Source organism: Flavobacterium zhairuonense (assembly GCF_004352915.1).
In the GTDB taxonomy this organism is placed as follows: Bacteria; Bacteroidota; Bacteroidia; order Flavobacteriales; family Flavobacteriaceae; genus Flavobacterium; species Flavobacterium zhairuonense.
The window spans coordinates 48212-64479 of record NZ_SJSY01000062.1 but is presented as its reverse complement, the minus strand read 5'-3'; the positions used below and the strand labels follow the sequence as shown (position 1 = coordinate 64479).

The 16268-nt window shown below is 33.7% G+C and carries 17 protein-coding genes; 3 read left to right on the top strand and 14 right to left on the bottom strand.

The features are described from left to right. Positions 1 to 6 precede the first annotated feature (6 nt). A complete protein-coding gene (locus tag EYY60_RS02540) occupies positions 7 to 354 on the bottom strand; it encodes a hypothetical protein (RefSeq protein WP_132987834.1) in 348 nt (115 codons plus the stop codon). After that, positions 351 to 1880: a bifunctional GNAT family N-acetyltransferase/carbon-nitrogen hydrolase family protein gene (locus EYY60_RS02535; protein WP_132987833.1), complete on the bottom strand. Its 1530-nt coding sequence runs from the start codon at positions 1878 to 1880 to the stop codon at positions 351 to 353. Before EYY60_RS02535 ends, EYY60_RS02540 begins: the two co-directional genes overlap by 4 nt. A 182-nt stretch (positions 1881 to 2062) precedes the next feature. Between EYY60_RS02535 and EYY60_RS02530 the strand changes: the two genes are divergently transcribed. Beyond that, complete coding sequence (locus tag EYY60_RS02530) at positions 2063 to 2386, top strand: single-stranded DNA-binding protein (protein ID WP_162847839.1); 324 nt, start codon at positions 2063 to 2065, stop codon at positions 2384 to 2386. Between the two features lie 71 nt (positions 2387 to 2457). Here the strand turns inward: EYY60_RS02530 and EYY60_RS02525 are convergent, their stop codons facing one another. The 9 genes from EYY60_RS02525 to metG form a co-directional block, all read right to left on the bottom strand. Beyond that, entirely contained in the window at positions 2458 to 3150 is a 693-nt protein-coding gene (locus tag EYY60_RS02525; RefSeq protein WP_132987831.1) for a DUF2461 domain-containing protein, read from the bottom strand. 81 nt (positions 3151 to 3231) lie between these two features. Further along, positions 3232 to 3417, bottom strand: a complete 186-nt coding sequence (locus tag EYY60_RS02520; protein WP_026727441.1) for a hypothetical protein — start codon at positions 3415 to 3417, stop codon at positions 3232 to 3234. An 85-nt stretch (positions 3418 to 3502) separates the two neighbouring features. Continuing rightward, positions 3503 to 4021 carry a ferritin gene (locus tag EYY60_RS02515; RefSeq protein ID WP_026727442.1) on the bottom strand — a complete coding sequence of 173 codons (519 nt, stop codon included), beginning with the start codon at positions 4019 to 4021 and terminating at the stop codon, positions 3503 to 3505. Positions 4022 to 4115: 94 nt separating this feature from the next. Further along, positions 4116 to 5552, bottom strand: coding sequence for a hypothetical protein (locus EYY60_RS02510; RefSeq protein ID WP_132987830.1), 1437 nt, complete (start codon positions 5550 to 5552; stop codon positions 4116 to 4118). A 157-nt stretch (positions 5553 to 5709) separates the two neighbouring features. Then, complete coding sequence (locus EYY60_RS02505; RefSeq protein ID WP_132987829.1) at positions 5710 to 6843, bottom strand: OmpA family protein; 1134 nt, start codon at positions 6841 to 6843, stop codon at positions 5710 to 5712. Between the two features lie 107 nt (positions 6844 to 6950). Beyond that, positions 6951 to 7580: a chloramphenicol acetyltransferase gene (locus EYY60_RS02500; RefSeq protein WP_132987828.1), complete on the bottom strand. Its 630-nt coding sequence runs from the start codon at positions 7578 to 7580 to the stop codon at positions 6951 to 6953. Continuing rightward, on the bottom strand, positions 7580 to 8287 hold the full coding sequence (locus tag EYY60_RS02495) for an HAD family hydrolase (protein WP_132987827.1): 708 nt from the start codon (positions 8285 to 8287) through the stop codon (positions 7580 to 7582). Before EYY60_RS02495 ends, EYY60_RS02500 begins: the two co-directional genes overlap by 1 nt. Before the next feature lie 110 nt (positions 8288 to 8397). Beyond that, positions 8398 to 9285 carry a DMT family transporter gene (locus EYY60_RS02490; protein WP_132987826.1) on the bottom strand — a complete coding sequence of 296 codons (888 nt, stop codon included), beginning with the start codon at positions 9283 to 9285 and terminating at the stop codon, positions 8398 to 8400. A gap of 101 nt (positions 9286 to 9386) precedes the next feature. Next, a complete protein-coding gene (gene metG, locus EYY60_RS02485) occupies positions 9387 to 11522 on the bottom strand; it encodes a methionine--tRNA ligase (protein WP_132987825.1) in 2136 nt (711 codons plus the stop codon). Positions 11523 to 11822: 300 nt separating this feature from the next. On the opposite strand from metG, the gene EYY60_RS02480 reads away from it, so the two are divergent. Together EYY60_RS02480 and EYY60_RS02475 are read left to right on the top strand one after the other, a co-directional pair. After that, the gene (locus EYY60_RS02480) at positions 11823 to 12050 is read left to right on the top strand and encodes a CDGSH iron-sulfur domain-containing protein (protein WP_026727451.1); all 228 of its coding nucleotides are present in this window, start codon (positions 11823 to 11825) and stop codon (positions 12048 to 12050) included. A 143-nt stretch (positions 12051 to 12193) separates the two neighbouring features. Continuing rightward, entirely contained in the window at positions 12194 to 13330 is a 1137-nt protein-coding gene (locus tag EYY60_RS02475) for a DinB family protein (protein ID WP_132987824.1), read from the top strand. A gap of 53 nt (positions 13331 to 13383) precedes the next feature. On the opposite strand, the gene EYY60_RS02470 is transcribed toward EYY60_RS02475, so the two are convergent. From EYY60_RS02470 to EYY60_RS02460, 3 genes are all read right to left on the bottom strand, one after another. Then, positions 13384 to 14118: a hypothetical protein gene (locus tag EYY60_RS02470; RefSeq protein ID WP_132987823.1), complete on the bottom strand. Its 735-nt coding sequence runs from the start codon at positions 14116 to 14118 to the stop codon at positions 13384 to 13386. A 123-nt stretch (positions 14119 to 14241) separates the two neighbouring features. Then, the gene (locus tag EYY60_RS02465; protein WP_132987822.1) at positions 14242 to 15144 is read right to left on the bottom strand and encodes a PhzF family phenazine biosynthesis protein; all 903 of its coding nucleotides are present in this window, start codon (positions 15142 to 15144) and stop codon (positions 14242 to 14244) included. 520 nt (positions 15145 to 15664) lie between these two features. Then, positions 15665 to 16222: a YdeI/OmpD-associated family protein gene (locus EYY60_RS02460; RefSeq protein ID WP_132987821.1), complete on the bottom strand. Its 558-nt coding sequence runs from the start codon at positions 16220 to 16222 to the stop codon at positions 15665 to 15667. Positions 16223 to 16268: the final 46 nt, after the last annotated feature.

The window sequence follows — 16268 nt, the reverse complement described above, 5'->3', positions numbered from 1 at the left end:
ACAGTACTATATTTCTTTTTTAACTAGCATAAAATAATCATTGTCTAAGGAGCGGTATCCTTGGTCATACAGGAAATAGTAGGTGTTCCCTGTTTTGGTCTGCAAGATATTGGTAAAGAAATCAAAATCAAAACCTTTATTTATCATTTTTTCCCTTGTTGCTTTAGATTTTCCGTCCGTATTTAACTCAGCCAAAATACGGTAATTTTTGCGTAATTTATTGTTCACATTGCGCATAAAATTTGTACTGTCTTTGTTTATTTTGTTGTTGTAGGCATTTCGGCAGCTATCAGAACAGAATTTTTTGTCTTCTCTACCAACAATTTTTTCGGAGCATTCGAGGCAAGTCTTCATGAATTTAGTTTTTTTATTTCATATAAATCTGTTCTTCTGTCTTTTAGAGTATGTACGCTTCCGTGTTCGTGAAGCTCTTTCAGCAAATTTAAATCGACATCGACGATCAGCGTCATTTCGGTATTTGGAGTAGCTTCGGCTTTGATTCCGTTGCTTGGAAAAGCAAAATCGGAAGGCGTAAAAACAGAAGCTTGAGCATATTGAATATCCATGTTATTTACTTTTGGAAGATTTCCAACGCAACCGGCAATAGCAACATAACATTCATTTTCTATGGCACGTGCTTGCGAACAATGTTTGACACGAGTATAACCATTTTGTGTATCGGTTAAAAACGGAACAAAAAGGATGTTCATTCCTTCATCTGCCAAAAGTCTCGAAAGCTCTGGAAACTCAACATCATAACAAATCAAAATTCCAATTTTTCCGCAATCGGTATCAAAAGTTTTGAATTCTGAACCGCCTTTCATTCCCCAATGCACGACTTCATTCGGCGTGATATGAATTTTGGTGTACATTTCTGAAGTTCCATCTCTTTTGCATAAAAAACCGACATTGTATAAATTCCCGTTTTCGATATACGGCATGCTTCCGGTGATGATATTGATATTGTATGAAATTGAAAGTTCCTGGAAACGTTTTCTGACTGAGTCTGTATATCGAGCAAGTTCCCTAATGGCTTCAGCTTCGGATAGATGATTATAATCGGCCATTAGTGGAGCGATGAAAAGTTCTGGAAATAAAGCAAAATCACTTCCGTAACCTGAAACGACGTCAATAAAAAATTCAGCTTGCTCAAAAAATTCTTCCAGATTATTCAGTTGGCGCATTTGCCATTGAATCAAGCCAAGACGAATAACGCTTTTTTCAAGATTGATCAATTTTGGATTTTCTTCATAATAAATATTGTTCCACTCCAGTAAAACAGCAAATTCTTTAGATTCTTCATCGCCTTCCAAATAGTTTTTGATGATTCTTAAAACATGGAAATCATTGCTCAACTGAAAGGAAAGAACAGGATCATACAATTCTTTGTGTTTTACTTTTTCGATATAATTTTTGGGAGTTAATTTTTTTGAATGTTGCGCATAATTAGGGATTCGGCCAGCAAATACAATAGCTTTTAGATTCAATTGCTCGCAAAGTTCCTTGCGGGCATCATATAAACGACGCCCCAATCGAAGGCCTCGATAATTGGGATGAATGAAAACATCGATTCCGTACAAAATGTCGCCATCATCGTTATGTGTTGAAAAAGTATAATCGCCGAGAATTTGGCTGTAGTTGTGTTTTTTGTCCACGAGTTTTTCATCGACAATAATAGATAATGCTGATCCTACAACTTTGCCGTCAACTAAAATTACTAATTGTCCTTCTGGAAAAATTCCTAGCAACTTTTCAATCTCTTTAGATTCCCAATAGGAGTTTGCCATTTCGGGATAGGATTGAATCATCGAATTTTTTAATTGTTTGTAGTCTTCGATTTCCAAATTACGAAGCTCAACTTTTTTGATTTTTGTTTGCATATCGTAGGATTTATCTCAAATATACAAAAATATTTCCATTTACAAACGCTTACAAATAGTTACAACCGAAAGTAAATAGTTTGCAACCGGATAAATTTTGAAAGCCGATACATCTTTGCATCGTTGAATTTGAGAAACAGATTCAGATATAAAAAATTAAAACAATATACGCCATGAATGAAATGAAAAACAGAGTACAATTAATTGGTAATGTAGGAAATGATCCAGAGATTAAAACATTAGAAACCGGTAAAAAGCTTGCACATTTGACCATTGCGACAAATGATTATTACAAAAACGAAAAAGGCGAGAGAGTACAGCAGACGGAATGGCATCGTGTGACCGCTTGGGGAAAAGTTGCCGAAATTATTGAAAAATATGTAGTAAAAGGCAAAGAGGTTGCTGTGGAAGGAAAGTTAACGCACAGAAGTTATGACGACAAAAACGGAGAGAAAAGATATGTTACAGAAGTCGTTGTAAACGATATTTTATTACTCAGTAAATAACCAAATTAATAAAAAGCAACAAAACCCGGCAGGTTTTTGAAACCTGTCGGGTTTAATTCTCGTGAACATATTTATAAAACAGAAACTCCGTTTGCATCTGTGGTCAGTACTTCACTCATATAATCAAAAAAAGGACGCATATTTTTAAAAGCATCTAAAGCCAATTCTAGAAAATTTGGACTCAAAACTTCTTCGTCTGAAAATCGTTTTATAACCAGAAATTGTTTGAAACGAAGTAAATCAATGGCCGGATGGTTTATGTCGAAATCTTTTGGCTTTGTTTTGAGTTGTTCGCCTTGTAAAGTTCCGAAGTTGCTGACGAAAGATTTTGAATTCAATATTTCCTGAAAAGTTTCAGGATCTTGCGCAAATTCTGTTCTAATTCGTTTCAAATCTTGAGCATTTGGCCCCCAAAAACCACCTGCGAAAAAAGTATTTCCTTTCTCAAGATGAAAATAATAACCGCCACGGCGCGCCGCAGTTGCACGCGTATAGCTTCCTCCCCAAAAAGTTTTGAAAGGTGTTTTGTCTTTTGAAAACCGAATATCTCTATATATTCGATAAACACTTTTTTTGCCCGAAGCATTTTCTAAAACATCAGTCTTGGATAATTCTTTTAGCAAAGCGCCTGCAAAAGTTTCAATATGATTGAGTTCGATTAAATATTGTGCTTTATTGGCTTCAAACCAAGGCTTGTTGTTGTTTTCTTTAAGTTGAACCAAAAAATCAAGACTTGATTTCGGAATTGTGACGTTGTTTTCCATAGTTGAATTTAAAATCAAAAGAGGATGCAATTTAAAACTAAAAAACCCACCAGAGAAATCTGATGGGTTTTGTTTATATCGTTAAGCCGTTTTTTTGAATAAATCAAACATAGGACAGCGTGAGCAACGCTTCTTTTCGCTTTTTTTATATTTCTCGCAGCAAGAAGATTTACAGTTTTCAATCTTCTTAATTTTATCAAGGATAACAGCGTTTTTCTTTTTCTTTTTATCCTTTTTCTTGTCCTTGTCTTTTTCTTTCTTGCTCAAAATTTCCCTCTATATTATTAAAAACAGAGCAAATATAAACCAAAAAAGTTATTTTTAAATATTCTAAATAAACTTTAACTTTTTTTTATTTTGGATTGATAGCAATAGAGCTTGTAACTGTTAATTGCTGAATATCACGGTCGAACAAGTAAAGTCCGCCTTTATCATCACCAATTAAGTTGATTTTGTCTAGAATTGATTTTGCTGTAGCCTCTTCTTCGATTTGTTCAGATACATACCATTGTAGGAAATTATGTGTTGCATAATCTTTTTCTTCAAAAGTTATATGTACTAATTCGTTGATAGATTTCGAAACAAAAAGTTCGTGGTTATAAAGCTCCTCAAACATTTCCTTAAAAGTAGAATAACTTGTTTTAGGTGCTTTTAGATCGGTAACATGAGCGTGACCTCCGCGTTCGTTTACATACTTAACTAATTTAAGCATGTGTGCACGCTCTTCATCTGACTGTGTGTACATAAATTGAGCGATTCCCTCTAATCCGTGTACTTCAGCCCAACAAGCCATAGAAAGATAAGTTTGCGAAGATTCTGCTTCTATGCGAATTTGCTTGTTTAAAGCTGTTTCAATATTTTTTGATAGCATAATGATGTCTTTTCTGTAAAATTAACGAAAATAATCCATTCCATTTTTGGGAAACAGCTAAAACATTAGAGATCTTGATTAATTCCCAATAAAATTAATTTCTAGTTGGTGGCAGAGATTTTGAAAACATGGCTTTGTTCATGATTGGATTTCCCGGATTTTGATCCATAAAACCATCTGTAAACTTACGCATGGTATAGCTTTTTGTAACATTGTCATAATAGCCTAAAATATAGAAATCAGGAACTTTAAGAATGCTTACCAAAGAAATATTTTTGCTCGTGCTCAAAAAATAATTGAGATTGTCAATTGCCAAAGGCTCTAAATGACTGTTGTTTACAAACTCAGAATCAGAATTTAATGCGGCATCAAAGAAAACCATTTTGCTGGTATTTTGAACATTATTAAAATCCATTCCGTTATAACTTAATCCAAGAGTTTGATAAGCGGCAAATCCGCCAAAAGTGATAAAAGTATATCGTTTGCTCTTGAATGCAGAAAGTGCCGAATTTACTGTAGATAACTGTTTTAGAAATTTACTTGTAGTTTTTAACTTTAATGGTTTTTCGCCATTTATTTGCAAAAACATTGGTGAATTTTTAAAAGTGATGCTGTCATTTTTTGAAACGGAAACATTTTTAAGGTTTTTGCCCGAATCAAAATCTTTTATGCTAAATAACAGCTGGTCGCTATTTGCGCTAATTTGATATAATTTTTTTTCGAGAAAAAAGGAATTTGTTGTCGATGGAGTTTGCGTCGCTGGAGTATCAAAAATTTTTTCCGTTATTGCATTGGTTTCAAAATTTAAATGAAACGCTTGAGTGCGTTTTGCATTGTAATCAAATGTTAGGACAATGCCGTCGTCCTGTATGTACATTTTGCTTTTGTTTTCGCTTTTGTCCAAAGAAGAAAAATCGTCAGATTCAATTTTTTCGATAGGATAATGGTATTGCACCAATGCACTAAATGAGACACCTTGTCCTTTTTCATTTTTAAAAGAAAAAGGAGCAAAATCGAACATTTTTATCTCGCATTTTTCATTTCGGAATTCGAATAAAAGCAAATGGTCCTGATCTTTTTCTTTGGAAAGGATATAAAATGTATTGTTCTTTTGGAAAGAAGTGATAACATTTCCGGTATTTGCAGGAAAATCAAAACTTAATGGATTTGATGTTTTGGTTTCCAGATTGTATTTTATAATTCGGATATTTTTATGATTTTCGGAACCCCAATAAAGCGTTGGATTTCCATCTTCACCAAAGCTATAGCCAATTAGAGTTCTTTTTTGTTCAGCACGAAGTGTATCCTTGAATTGATTTGCAAGGAACATTGACTTGTTGTATTTTAAAATATTGATGGTTTTGTTATCAGAAGCAAAGACAAATACTTCGTGAGTTTTGACATTTTCGGCATTTATAAGCTGACCATTTTCTGAGGGCTTATTCAAATTCAGAACCGCAGAATTTAGTATAGTTTGGCTTAACAATATTGATTGTGAAAGCAAAAGGCAGAAAAGCAGTGATTTTTTCATTAGGATTTGGTGGGATATATTTTCAAAATTAATGAAATAAAATGATTTTTTGCAGTGTAAAATTTGCGGCTGTTTTTAGAGATTTGTTTTTTTATGAATCATAAAAAAAGCCCCGAAGTTATTTCTTCGGGGCTTCATTCTTGAAATATAAAAGAGATTATTTTACTCTGAAAGTAACTCTTCTTGCTAATCTTCTAGCTTCTTCAGATTCTTTTTGGATAGAAGTGTCAGCTCCCTCAGAAACAACATTCAATCTTGAAGATGAAATGCCAGCTTTTTCTAAAATGGTTTTAACATTTGTCGCTCTTAGATTTGCTAACTTATCATTGTATTCAGAACTTCCAACTTGATCTGCATGACCAACAACATCAATTGACGCTGATGGATTTTTTCTTAAATAAGCCAAAATTACATCAATTGCCGATGTTGAAGCTTCGATAGGAGTTGATTTGTTGAAATCAAAATAAACACTGTAGTATTTATCGTTGATCATGTCTTTAACAACATCTTTGTCAGCGATAACATTATTAATCGGTTTTTCTACAATTACTTGTTTTTCTGGAGTCTTTTTGATTTGCTCTTCAAGACCTGCAACTTTGTTTTCTAAAGCAGCGATGTCAGCATTGTTAGATGTTACGACCCAGTCAGCATGTTTTGTGTTTTTTCCTAAATAAACTTGTAAACCAACAGTTCCATTGAAAAGTAAACCTGAGAATCCTCTGTTTCCTGTTGCAGAAGCGCCATCAAAAGTGCGATCTTGATAAGCATTTAAGATTGTAGTCGCATCTGCTGTTAAAGCAACACGATCTGTTAATCTTACTTGTCCTGTCAAGCCAAAAATTGCGTTTCCAATTTTGTCTTTAACATTGTAGTCTTTGTTTTCTAATTGAGCAACTCCAAAACCTGCATGTGCCAATAAACCAAATGTGTTAGTCCATGTTTCAAAATTCATGATGCGCCCTAAGTTTGCCACACCTTGCAGATCAACTCTGTAGTATTTTGAATCAAAAGGTAAAGAACTGTTTTTCTGTTCTGTCAAGCTATTGTATCCAAAATCAGCTTTTAAACCAAACTTATTATTCAACATGTATCTCACTCCTAAATCAGCTGTAAATGGACTGATTCTTGAGCTATAATAGTTGCTTGAAGTGAATGGACGTTGAGCTTTGTTAAAACCGCCGTCAAGTTCTATAGACCATTTGTTAAAATTATCTGCCGCTTTCGTTTCTGTTTGTGCACTTATGCGCATAATGCTCAATGCAAATGCCAGAGTAATTACAATTTTTTTCATTGTTATTTGAGATTTTAAATTTGCCCCAAAAAAACAATGTATTGTAGGAATTATCGTCCAGAAAAAGTCAAAATTATAACATTATAAGGTTAATCGAAAAATAGGTATTATTCATTCATCAATTCCTGAAAGAAATCTACAAATTTTCCCATATGCAAACCATCCATCAATCCATGATGAACATATACGGCCATTGAAATCGTTCTTCTTCCTGTTTCAGAAACCATCATTTTACCAAAAGAAACTTTTGGACAGCTGTCTGGAAAAGTAAAACTTCTAGCATGTGTTAGTGAAGTAAAGTTCAACCAGGGAATTGCCGAGAAATGAATTAAATTATCATCATTGAATTCTCTTGTGAAAAGTCCGGTTGTGTTTTGAATTCGTTCGATTTCTGCTAAAGCATTTTTTTCGAAGATTTTGAAATCAGAATTATATTCAATTAAAGAAAATCCAAAAGTTCCGTCTTCACGGCCAATTGTTGCCGATGCATCAATTCGATCGTTGATGTATATGTTGTCGCCTGAGATTCTGTATTTAAAATTTTCAATCGAATTTACCGCAACTAATGTTTTATGAAGATAATAAATGAAAAAAGAAGTTTTGAGTGCTTTTGCAGATTGATAAGCTTTTGTGCAGTCAATTTCTACAGTGGCACCAAAAAATGGTTCTTCCATCTGTTTGAAATGGGCAAAATGCTCTTTTCTGTTCCAATTTTCTAAGTCTAAAAGTGTTTTCATTATAATAAATTCGGAAGCACTTCTGCAATCGTTTCAAAAGAACTAAAATGCTCGTGCTCGATAGTATGATTAATTTTTTCGTGTTCCCAAGTCGTATGAAACGGAATGTGGACCGCATAGCCACCGATTCCTAAAACTGGCAAAACATCTGATTTTAGTGAATTTCCGATCATCAAAAATTCATGTGCCTGAATATCCAAACGACCAAGCAGTTTTTGATAATCAATTTCTTGTTTGTCTGACATTACTTCAATATGATGAAAATAATGCCCTAAACCAGAACGATGCAATTTGCTATGTTGGTCTTTTAAATCGCCTTTTGTGGCAACAACCAGTTTGTATTTGCCTTTTAAAGCTTCAAGTGTTTCTTCGATTCCGTCTAAAAGTTCGATTGGTTTTTCCAATAATTCTTTTCCATATTGAATGATTTTTTCAATTACTGCAATCGGAATGGTATTGTTTGAAATGTTCATCGCGGCTTCAATCATAGAAAGAATGTAACCTTTGATTCCGTAACCGTATAAAGGCAGATTTGCAATTTCAATTTTGAATAATTCCTGCGAAATGCCTTGATGTGAAAGATAATCTTCCATCAAAGCACAAAATTTATGTTCAGTTTCTTGAAAATAAGGTTCATTTACAAATAAAGTATCATCAGCATCAAATGCGATTACTTTTAAATTTGGAATTTTAGTTTTATGTAACATAATGTTTTTGTTTGAAGTTTTAGGTTTTCTTTGTTGCAGGTCTTTGCCACAGATTGAAAGGATTAGAATAATGTTTATCTGCTCAATCTGCCAAATCTGCGAGAGAAATTTTAATTATTAGAAAAAAGCCTTTTTAAAGAAATTGTTTTATCGTAAAAAGTAATTCGAATTCCGAAAAGCAATATGATGCCACCGAAAATCATTTGTAAAGTTATTTTTTCTTCCAAAAACAACCAAGCTAAAATAGATGTAATTACCGCCTGACTCAGTAAACTTAAGGAAACTCTGGTCGCACGCATATGCTGTGTCGCATAACTTATCGAAAGCCACGCACACAATTGACAAATGACTGCCTGCAAAACCAGCACAAACCAACCTGTATTTGAAAATCCTGTAAAAGGTTCGTTTAATGAATAACATAAAATTCCGAGATAGATACTTGAAGCCGATAAACTAATTGTCATAAACGACAAAACATCTACCTGTGAAAGTACATTTTTGCTAACCAAAAGATAAATGGAATATAAAATGCCAGATAAAACAGCAAAAAGAAATGCTTTATCAAAGTTTAAATCGATAAAAAACTCAAAACCAACTAAAGTGACCATTCCGAATAAAGCGACCAATGTCCCGATCCAAAAATTCGTTGCAGGTTTTGCTTTCAAAAAGAAAAATGAACCAACGCCAACCCAAACCGGAGATAAATTAGTCAACAAAGAAGCCTGAGTTGCGCTGGATTCCTGAATAGCAATATTCCAAACCGCAACATCTGACGAAAATAAAACACCACAAAGCATTGCCAAAAGCGTAAATTTTAGACTTGGCAGTTTGAAATTTTTGCTCAGAATTGTATAGGGCAAAAGCAAAAGAACAGCGAAAAACATTCGGTAAAAAGCCGAAATTAATCCTGGTGTTAATCGTAATTTGACCAATATAGGAAAAATCGAAATGCAGAGTATACCGCAGATTAGGGCTAATCTTGGTTTGGTGAGTTTCATTTTAGTTTATTTTTCAAGTTTTTTGGCGTATAGTTTAAAAATAAAATTGCGTGAATCAATTAAAATAATCGACTCACGCAATTTATATAGTATATAAATCTTTAGTTTACAGTCGATCCGTTTGGAGCGTCAGCATCTGGATTTACAAATACCAGTTTTCCTTCGGCATTTGTTGTCATTAAGATCATTCCTTGGCTTTCGACACCGCGTAAAGCTCTTGGCGCTAAGTTTGCCAAAACAGAAACACGTTTCCCGATGATTTCTTCAGGAGAAAAACTCTCAGCAATTCCCGAAACAATCGTGCGAACATCAATTCCTGTATCTACTTTTAAAACTAAAAGTTTATTCGCTTTTGGCATTTTTTCAGCTTCTAAAATTGTTCCGATACGAATATCCATTTTCGCAAAATCCTCAAACTGAATTAAATCTTTTTGCGGTTCTGGTTGTTTGCTTTCAGCAAGATTAGCTGTTTTTGTTGCTTCCAATTTATCTATTTGTTTTTGAATTTCTTCGTCTTCAATTTTAGCGAAAAGCAATTCTGCTTCACCAATTTTATGTCCTGCCGGAATTAAATCTGAGTTTTCAGAAATGTCATTCCATCCTAATGTTTTATCGATAACAATATCTTTTGCATCGCGGTCTTTCTCTTTCAAGAATTTACTGAATCCCGCAAAATGCTCTTTCAAATCTCCTAAATTCAGGATTTTAGAAAGTTTAGTTGCTGTAAAAGGTAAAAATGGTTCAGCCAAAACGCTCAACGCTGCAGCAATTTGTAATGCCACATACATTTGTGTTTTTACGCGCTCTGGATTGTCTTTCATTACTTTCCAAGGCTCTTCGTCTGCTAAATATTTGTTTCCTAAACGCGCAACATTCATTAATTCGCCCAAAGCTTCACGGAATCTGTAACGCTCAACTGAACTTGAAATTACAGCTGGATATGCTTTTAATTCAGCTAAAGTTGCTTCATCAACTTCAGTAAATTCATTTGGCGTCGGGATAATTCCATCGTAATATTTGTTGGTTAAAACTACAACGCGGTTTACGAAGTTTCCGAAAATAGCAACCAATTCGTTGTTATTTCTAGCTTGGAAATCTTTCCAAGTAAAATCGTTATCTTTTGTTTCAGGCGCATTTGATGTTAACGCATAACGCAAAACATCTTGCTTATCTGGAAACTCTTCTAAATATTCATGCAACCAAACTGCCCAGTTTTTAGAAGTCGAAAGTTTGTTTCCTTCTAAATTCAAGAATTCATTTGCTGGAACATTGTCTGGTAAAATATAGCTTCCTTCCGCTTTTAGCATCGCCGGGAAAATGATACAGTGAAAAACGATGTTGTCTTTCCCGATAAAGTGAACTAGTTTGGTTTCTTCATCTTTCCAATATGGCTCCCAGTCTTTTCCTTCGCGCGCAGCCCATTCTTTTGTAGAAGAAATATATCCGATAGGCGCATCAAACCAAACGTATAATTTTTTTCCTTCAGCACCTTCAACCGGAACATCAATTCCCCAATCAAGGTCACGTGTTACCGCACGAGGCTCTAAACCAGCGTCGATCCAAGATTTTACTTGTCCATAAACGTTTGTTTTCCAATCGTTTTTATGACCTTCTAAAATCCATTCGCGTAAAAAAGCGTCGTAACGATCCAAAGGTAAAAACCAGTGTTTAGTTGATTTTAAAATTGGAGTTTCGCCTGTAATGGTTGATTTTGGATTAATCAAATCAGTCGCATTCAAAGTTGATCCGCATTTTTCGCATTGATCGCCGTAAGCTTCTGGATTGTCGCATTTTGGACAAGTTCCAACCACAAAACGGTCTGCTAAAAACTGATTTGCTTTTGCATCATACAATTGCTCGGTAACTTCTTCAATAAAATCGCCTTTATCATACAAAGTCTTAAAGAATTCTGAAGCCGTATCGTGATGGATTTTTGCCGAAGTTCTTGAGTAATTATTAAAGGAAATTCCGAAATCAGAGAAAGATTTGCGGATAATTCCATCATATTTATCGATAACTTCTTGTGGTGTAATTCCTTCTTTTTTAGCTTTCATCGAAATTGCAACGCCGTGTTCATCGCTTCCGCAGATGAATGCTACATCTTTTCCTTGCAATCTTAAATATCTCGAATAGATATCCGCAGGCACGTAAACTCCCGCCAAATGCCCAATATGAATAGGTCCATTGGTATAAGGCAATGCCGCTGTAATAGTATATCTTTTTGGATTCTGTATCATAACTCAATTTTATTGAGTGCAAAAATAAGCAATAGAATTGAGATTTCGTTATTACGTGGAGATTCGCTAAGAAAAAGCGTAGATATTAGTTGAGTTTTTCGTTTTAGGTTGAAAAAACTTTGCGTCTCTGCGACTTTGCGAGATTATTTCACTCTAACAAAAAAACTTTGTGAATCTCTGCGAAAAACCTCCGTGCATCTCTGTGGAATAGCCACTAAAATAGAACCAGTTTAAACTAGCATTCGCATTAAAATCTTCACGATATATTTCGCAATCTTTGCATCCGAAAAAAATAAAATCATGAGCAAGACAAAATTAATCATCAATAAAAATGGATCAATCAAAATTGAAGGCGATTTTGAAATCATGGATCCAGAAGGAACTGTTTACGGATTACAAGGAAGACAAGCTTTAGGGCTTTGCCGTTGCGGACATTCGGCAAACAAACCATTTTGCGATGGAGCGCATAGAAATAACTTTGAACATGATTCAAAAGCATTTGATTTGCCTCCGATGAAAACGAATTAAGAAATTCTATTTCTGTTATAGTAAAAGCTGCATTAATTGCAGCTTTTTTTATTTCTTTATTTTGAAAGAATTTTCAAGTAAATAATTGTTTCCTAGTCTTAAAAAACAGTATATATTTACAAAAAAATGTTAAAACATAAAAAATGAAAAGATTTTTATTATTGTTCCTGTTTTTAAGTTTAGTGTCGGCAAAAGCGCAAACACAAAGAATAATTTCTAACGATTGGATGGTTTTTCGCCAAACAATAGATATTCAAACTCCGATAAAGAAAAAATTTAGGGTTGTTGCTTCGGCAAAAGTAGAATCAGACGAACCAAAAGCCTGGTCAGGACTTTATGTAAGAGTTTACAATAAAAATGATGAAGATGGTTTTTTTGATAACATGAACGACAGACCAATAAAATCGAAAGAATGGCAATCGTACACCGTTGAAGGAACAATTGATGAGAACAGTCAGACATTAGTTTTGGGAGGAGTTTCATCGTATAATGGAAAGTTTTATTTTGATAAATTTCAATTGTTTATCGAAAATGCAAAAGGTGTTTTTGAACCGGTAACCATTTTGAATTCAAGTTTTGAAATGCCCACAATCAATACAGATATTCCAAAATGGAGTTTAGGTACACCCAAACAAAAAAATGCTAAGGTTAAGGAATATACCATTTCTTCAGATAATTCAAGCGTAGATGGTAAACGTTCATTACTACTTGAAGGAAAAGGTATCATAATAAAAGAAACCGGAAAAATAGGAAATGTTCCAGGTGCTTCACCAAAAATTGCAGATATGATTTCAATGCTGGAAGATCTTAAAGATCGTGTTGAATACACGGTTAAAAACATGGATCAATACGAAATTGATTACTTACATGATGAAAAAGCTAACCGAATTGGAGCACTTGTAATGCATTTGGCTGCAGCCGAAAAATACTATCAGGTTTTTACTTTTGAAAACAGAGAATTTAACGAAGAAGAAAAGAAAAAATGGGAGACCGCTTTGAATCTCGATCAAGGCGCGCGAGATGAATTTAAAGGGCATGACATTCAATATTATCTTGATATTTATAATGAAGTAAGAGCAAAAACAATTGAAGAATTAAAGAAAAGAGATGATGAATGGTTTGCCACAATTCAAATGAAATATGATATAAGCAATCAGTATTGCTGGTTTCATGTTATGGAACATCAATCGAGCCATTTGGGACAAATTTTATTCTTAAAAAAGAGAATTCCGCCTAAACAAGAACCACTTAAACCAATTAAGCAAGAGATTAAGAATTAAAATATTGGATATAAAAAAAGCTGCATTTTCAAGGTGCAGCTTTTTTTATGGATTTATTTTATTTGAGATAATTCCTTTGGCAATCGATATAAAACAGTTTGAGTGTGTATCTCGCCTGTTTGTGCATTTTTTGAAATGGATATGGTTTCAGGAGCTTCAAAAATAAAATCAGATTCTAGTTTGAAGAATTCTTTATGGATAATTTTATCTGCAGAGAGTTTTGTAGTAGTGGTATCTTTTGTATTATTAATTCTTCTCACTTCTTGTTCTGCATAATCTACGGTTCCTTCGATGTAAGAGTTTAAATTATCAACATTATAAACCCATTCTCCTTTGCCAAGTATGTTTATGGTTTTTGTTTTCCCATCGATGATTAATTCATTTTTGCCAATAGGAACTTCGGTTACAATAAAACTATTTGGGGCGATGGTTTGTGCTGTTTCTGAAGCTATTTTGATTTCTACAGGAGTAGATTTTCCATTGTCAATGTAAAGCGTAGTTCTAAAACTAGAAGAAACCAGAAAAAATGCAATAAAAGCTCCTACTAGTATGAAAAAATAACTTGATTTTTCTAAATGAAGAGGCATGTCTTCATCGCTTTCATTGTCAATAATAAATTGTTTTCTGCCTTTATAAACATAATAGAACGCTCCAATTACTAAAATACCATTTATTGGGGCACTTATAAAAACTGGGATTTGATTAAAAGTGCTGTATAATAAATAATTAAGAATGTAAAATAGAAAAATTGCTACTGCAAGCCTAAAAAGAATTATGATTCGATCCATATTTAATAGTTGTTAAAAGTAGATTATGGGTTAAATGTTAAATTAACCCAAATATATTATTATTTTTCATCTTTTAACAATTACTGTTTTAATTCCGTATCGAATTAAGTAAATGTTTGACAGTTAAATATAAAGTTCGCCTTTCATCGTAATTATCGAAGAACCCCCAACCAAAATATCTTCTTCACGATTCATTACTTCAATCATTGAGGCCTGTTTCAATCTTACACCTTGAAGAATTTTGTATTCTTTATCCGATTTAGTGAATTTCTTTTGGGTTAAAAAACCAATTAAAGGACCTGCAGCAGTTCCTGTTGCTGGATCTTCATTTATTCCGATTATTGGATTGAAAAATCGTGTTTCAACGATATGTTCTTGGCCTTCATCAGCAATGGTAAAACAATAAAAACCTTCAAAATTATATTCTTTTGAGATTTCGATCAAAAGCTGATTGTCTGGAACAAAGCTGTTAAGTAAATAACTGTTTTTTATAGGAACCATCGTGTGGGCGACTTCTGTTTTAACTACTGTTGGAACAAAAGCATTTACATCCAAATCTTCAATTTTTAAGCCGAGCGCTACAGCAATTTTATAAGTTGGGATTTCCTGTTTGATGACAGCTGATTTTTGATGCATTTGAACCACAGGATAAAATGTATCGGGATCAAAGCTTACGGTTACTGGAATTGCTGAATGGTTCATCACTACATACGGCTCGCTTTCGTTTTGTTCGTCAAAAATGGGCATTCCTTTTAGCAATGCGCCGCAGACTGCGCCCAATAAATTATGTCCCGCACCGTCGATTTCGATTCCGGTTGGGGTAAACGAACGAACTACGAGCGCTTTGTCTCGTGTAGAGTAGTAAACAAAAGAGGTTTCAGAATAGCGAAATTCTTTAGAAATATCTTTATAGGTTTCTAATTTTAGATTGCCATTTGTGAAAACTACAGAAAGTGGATTTCCTTGATAGCTTTTATTTGAAAATACATCTAAAACGTAATATTCTAATGCTGTTCTTTCTTCCATTCCTTTTTATTTTAACTGAGACTTTTTTTTGGACGGAATAAAGTTACTGTTTATACTATACTAAAACAATAGGTATTATAATATTCGTTTGTGCGTGGCACTTATTTGTTTATTCTTATTGAGAAAATACAATGGATAAACAATAAATATGTATATGGAATAAAAAGGGAAAATGAAGAAAACTTTTAAGGGCCACCCAATCCCCATTATACTTTTTCTTAGACTTTTGACTTTATTTAAGTTTTCGATCGAGACATTTTTCCAATGATCATTCATCGAATCAAAATCATATCCATAATGAGACAATAATATTTCCTTTGAAAAGTCTGACCACCAGCCTATAAATAAACACAATGAAAAAGTTGTGGTCAGGCTAATTATCAAATAGAAAAACAAGGTGTTTTTAATACTACGTTTATAAAGCTTGTTTAGAATGAAAATGGGTGTTGCGAATAAAGCAATAAGCAATGCAAATGATATTGCATTCAGTAGGATTTCCATATTTGTGAATTATATTAATTTACAACATTCGTTTTCCTTCAGCGCTAAATTTTATTGCTTTTTCTAATCTTGCAATTCTGGTTTTTTCTTGTTTGGCCGACATAATCACGTGAATTATTACTTTTTTGTAAGATGGTGCTTGATTGTTGAAATATTCCCAAGCTGCTTTGTTGGCTTTAAATTGCTTTTCGAGCTCAGGATCGAGAACGTATGCTTCGTTTTCGTGAGAATAAATTTTGGTTCTTTCTTCAGATTTGTGTTCAAAAGCTTTAATTCCGGCTTCTTTCATGAGTCCGGATTTTGTGAGTACTTCGACTTTTTTGATGTTGATGGCGCTCCAAATACTTGATTTTTTCCTCGGAGTAAATCTAATTGTATAACTTTCTTCGTCGATCGTTTTTCGGATGCCGTCGATCCAACCAAAACAAAGCGCCTGATCTACAGATTCTGACCAAGTCATGCACGGCTTTTTGCTTTTCACTTTATAGTAACCAACAAGAAGTTCGGTTTCTTTTTCGTGATGCTTTTCTAGCCATTCTCTGAATTTTTCTTGGGTGGAGAAGAAGGTTGGTTCCATTTTATTCAGTTGTTGTTTCTGTAAAAATATTACAAATAACAGAATA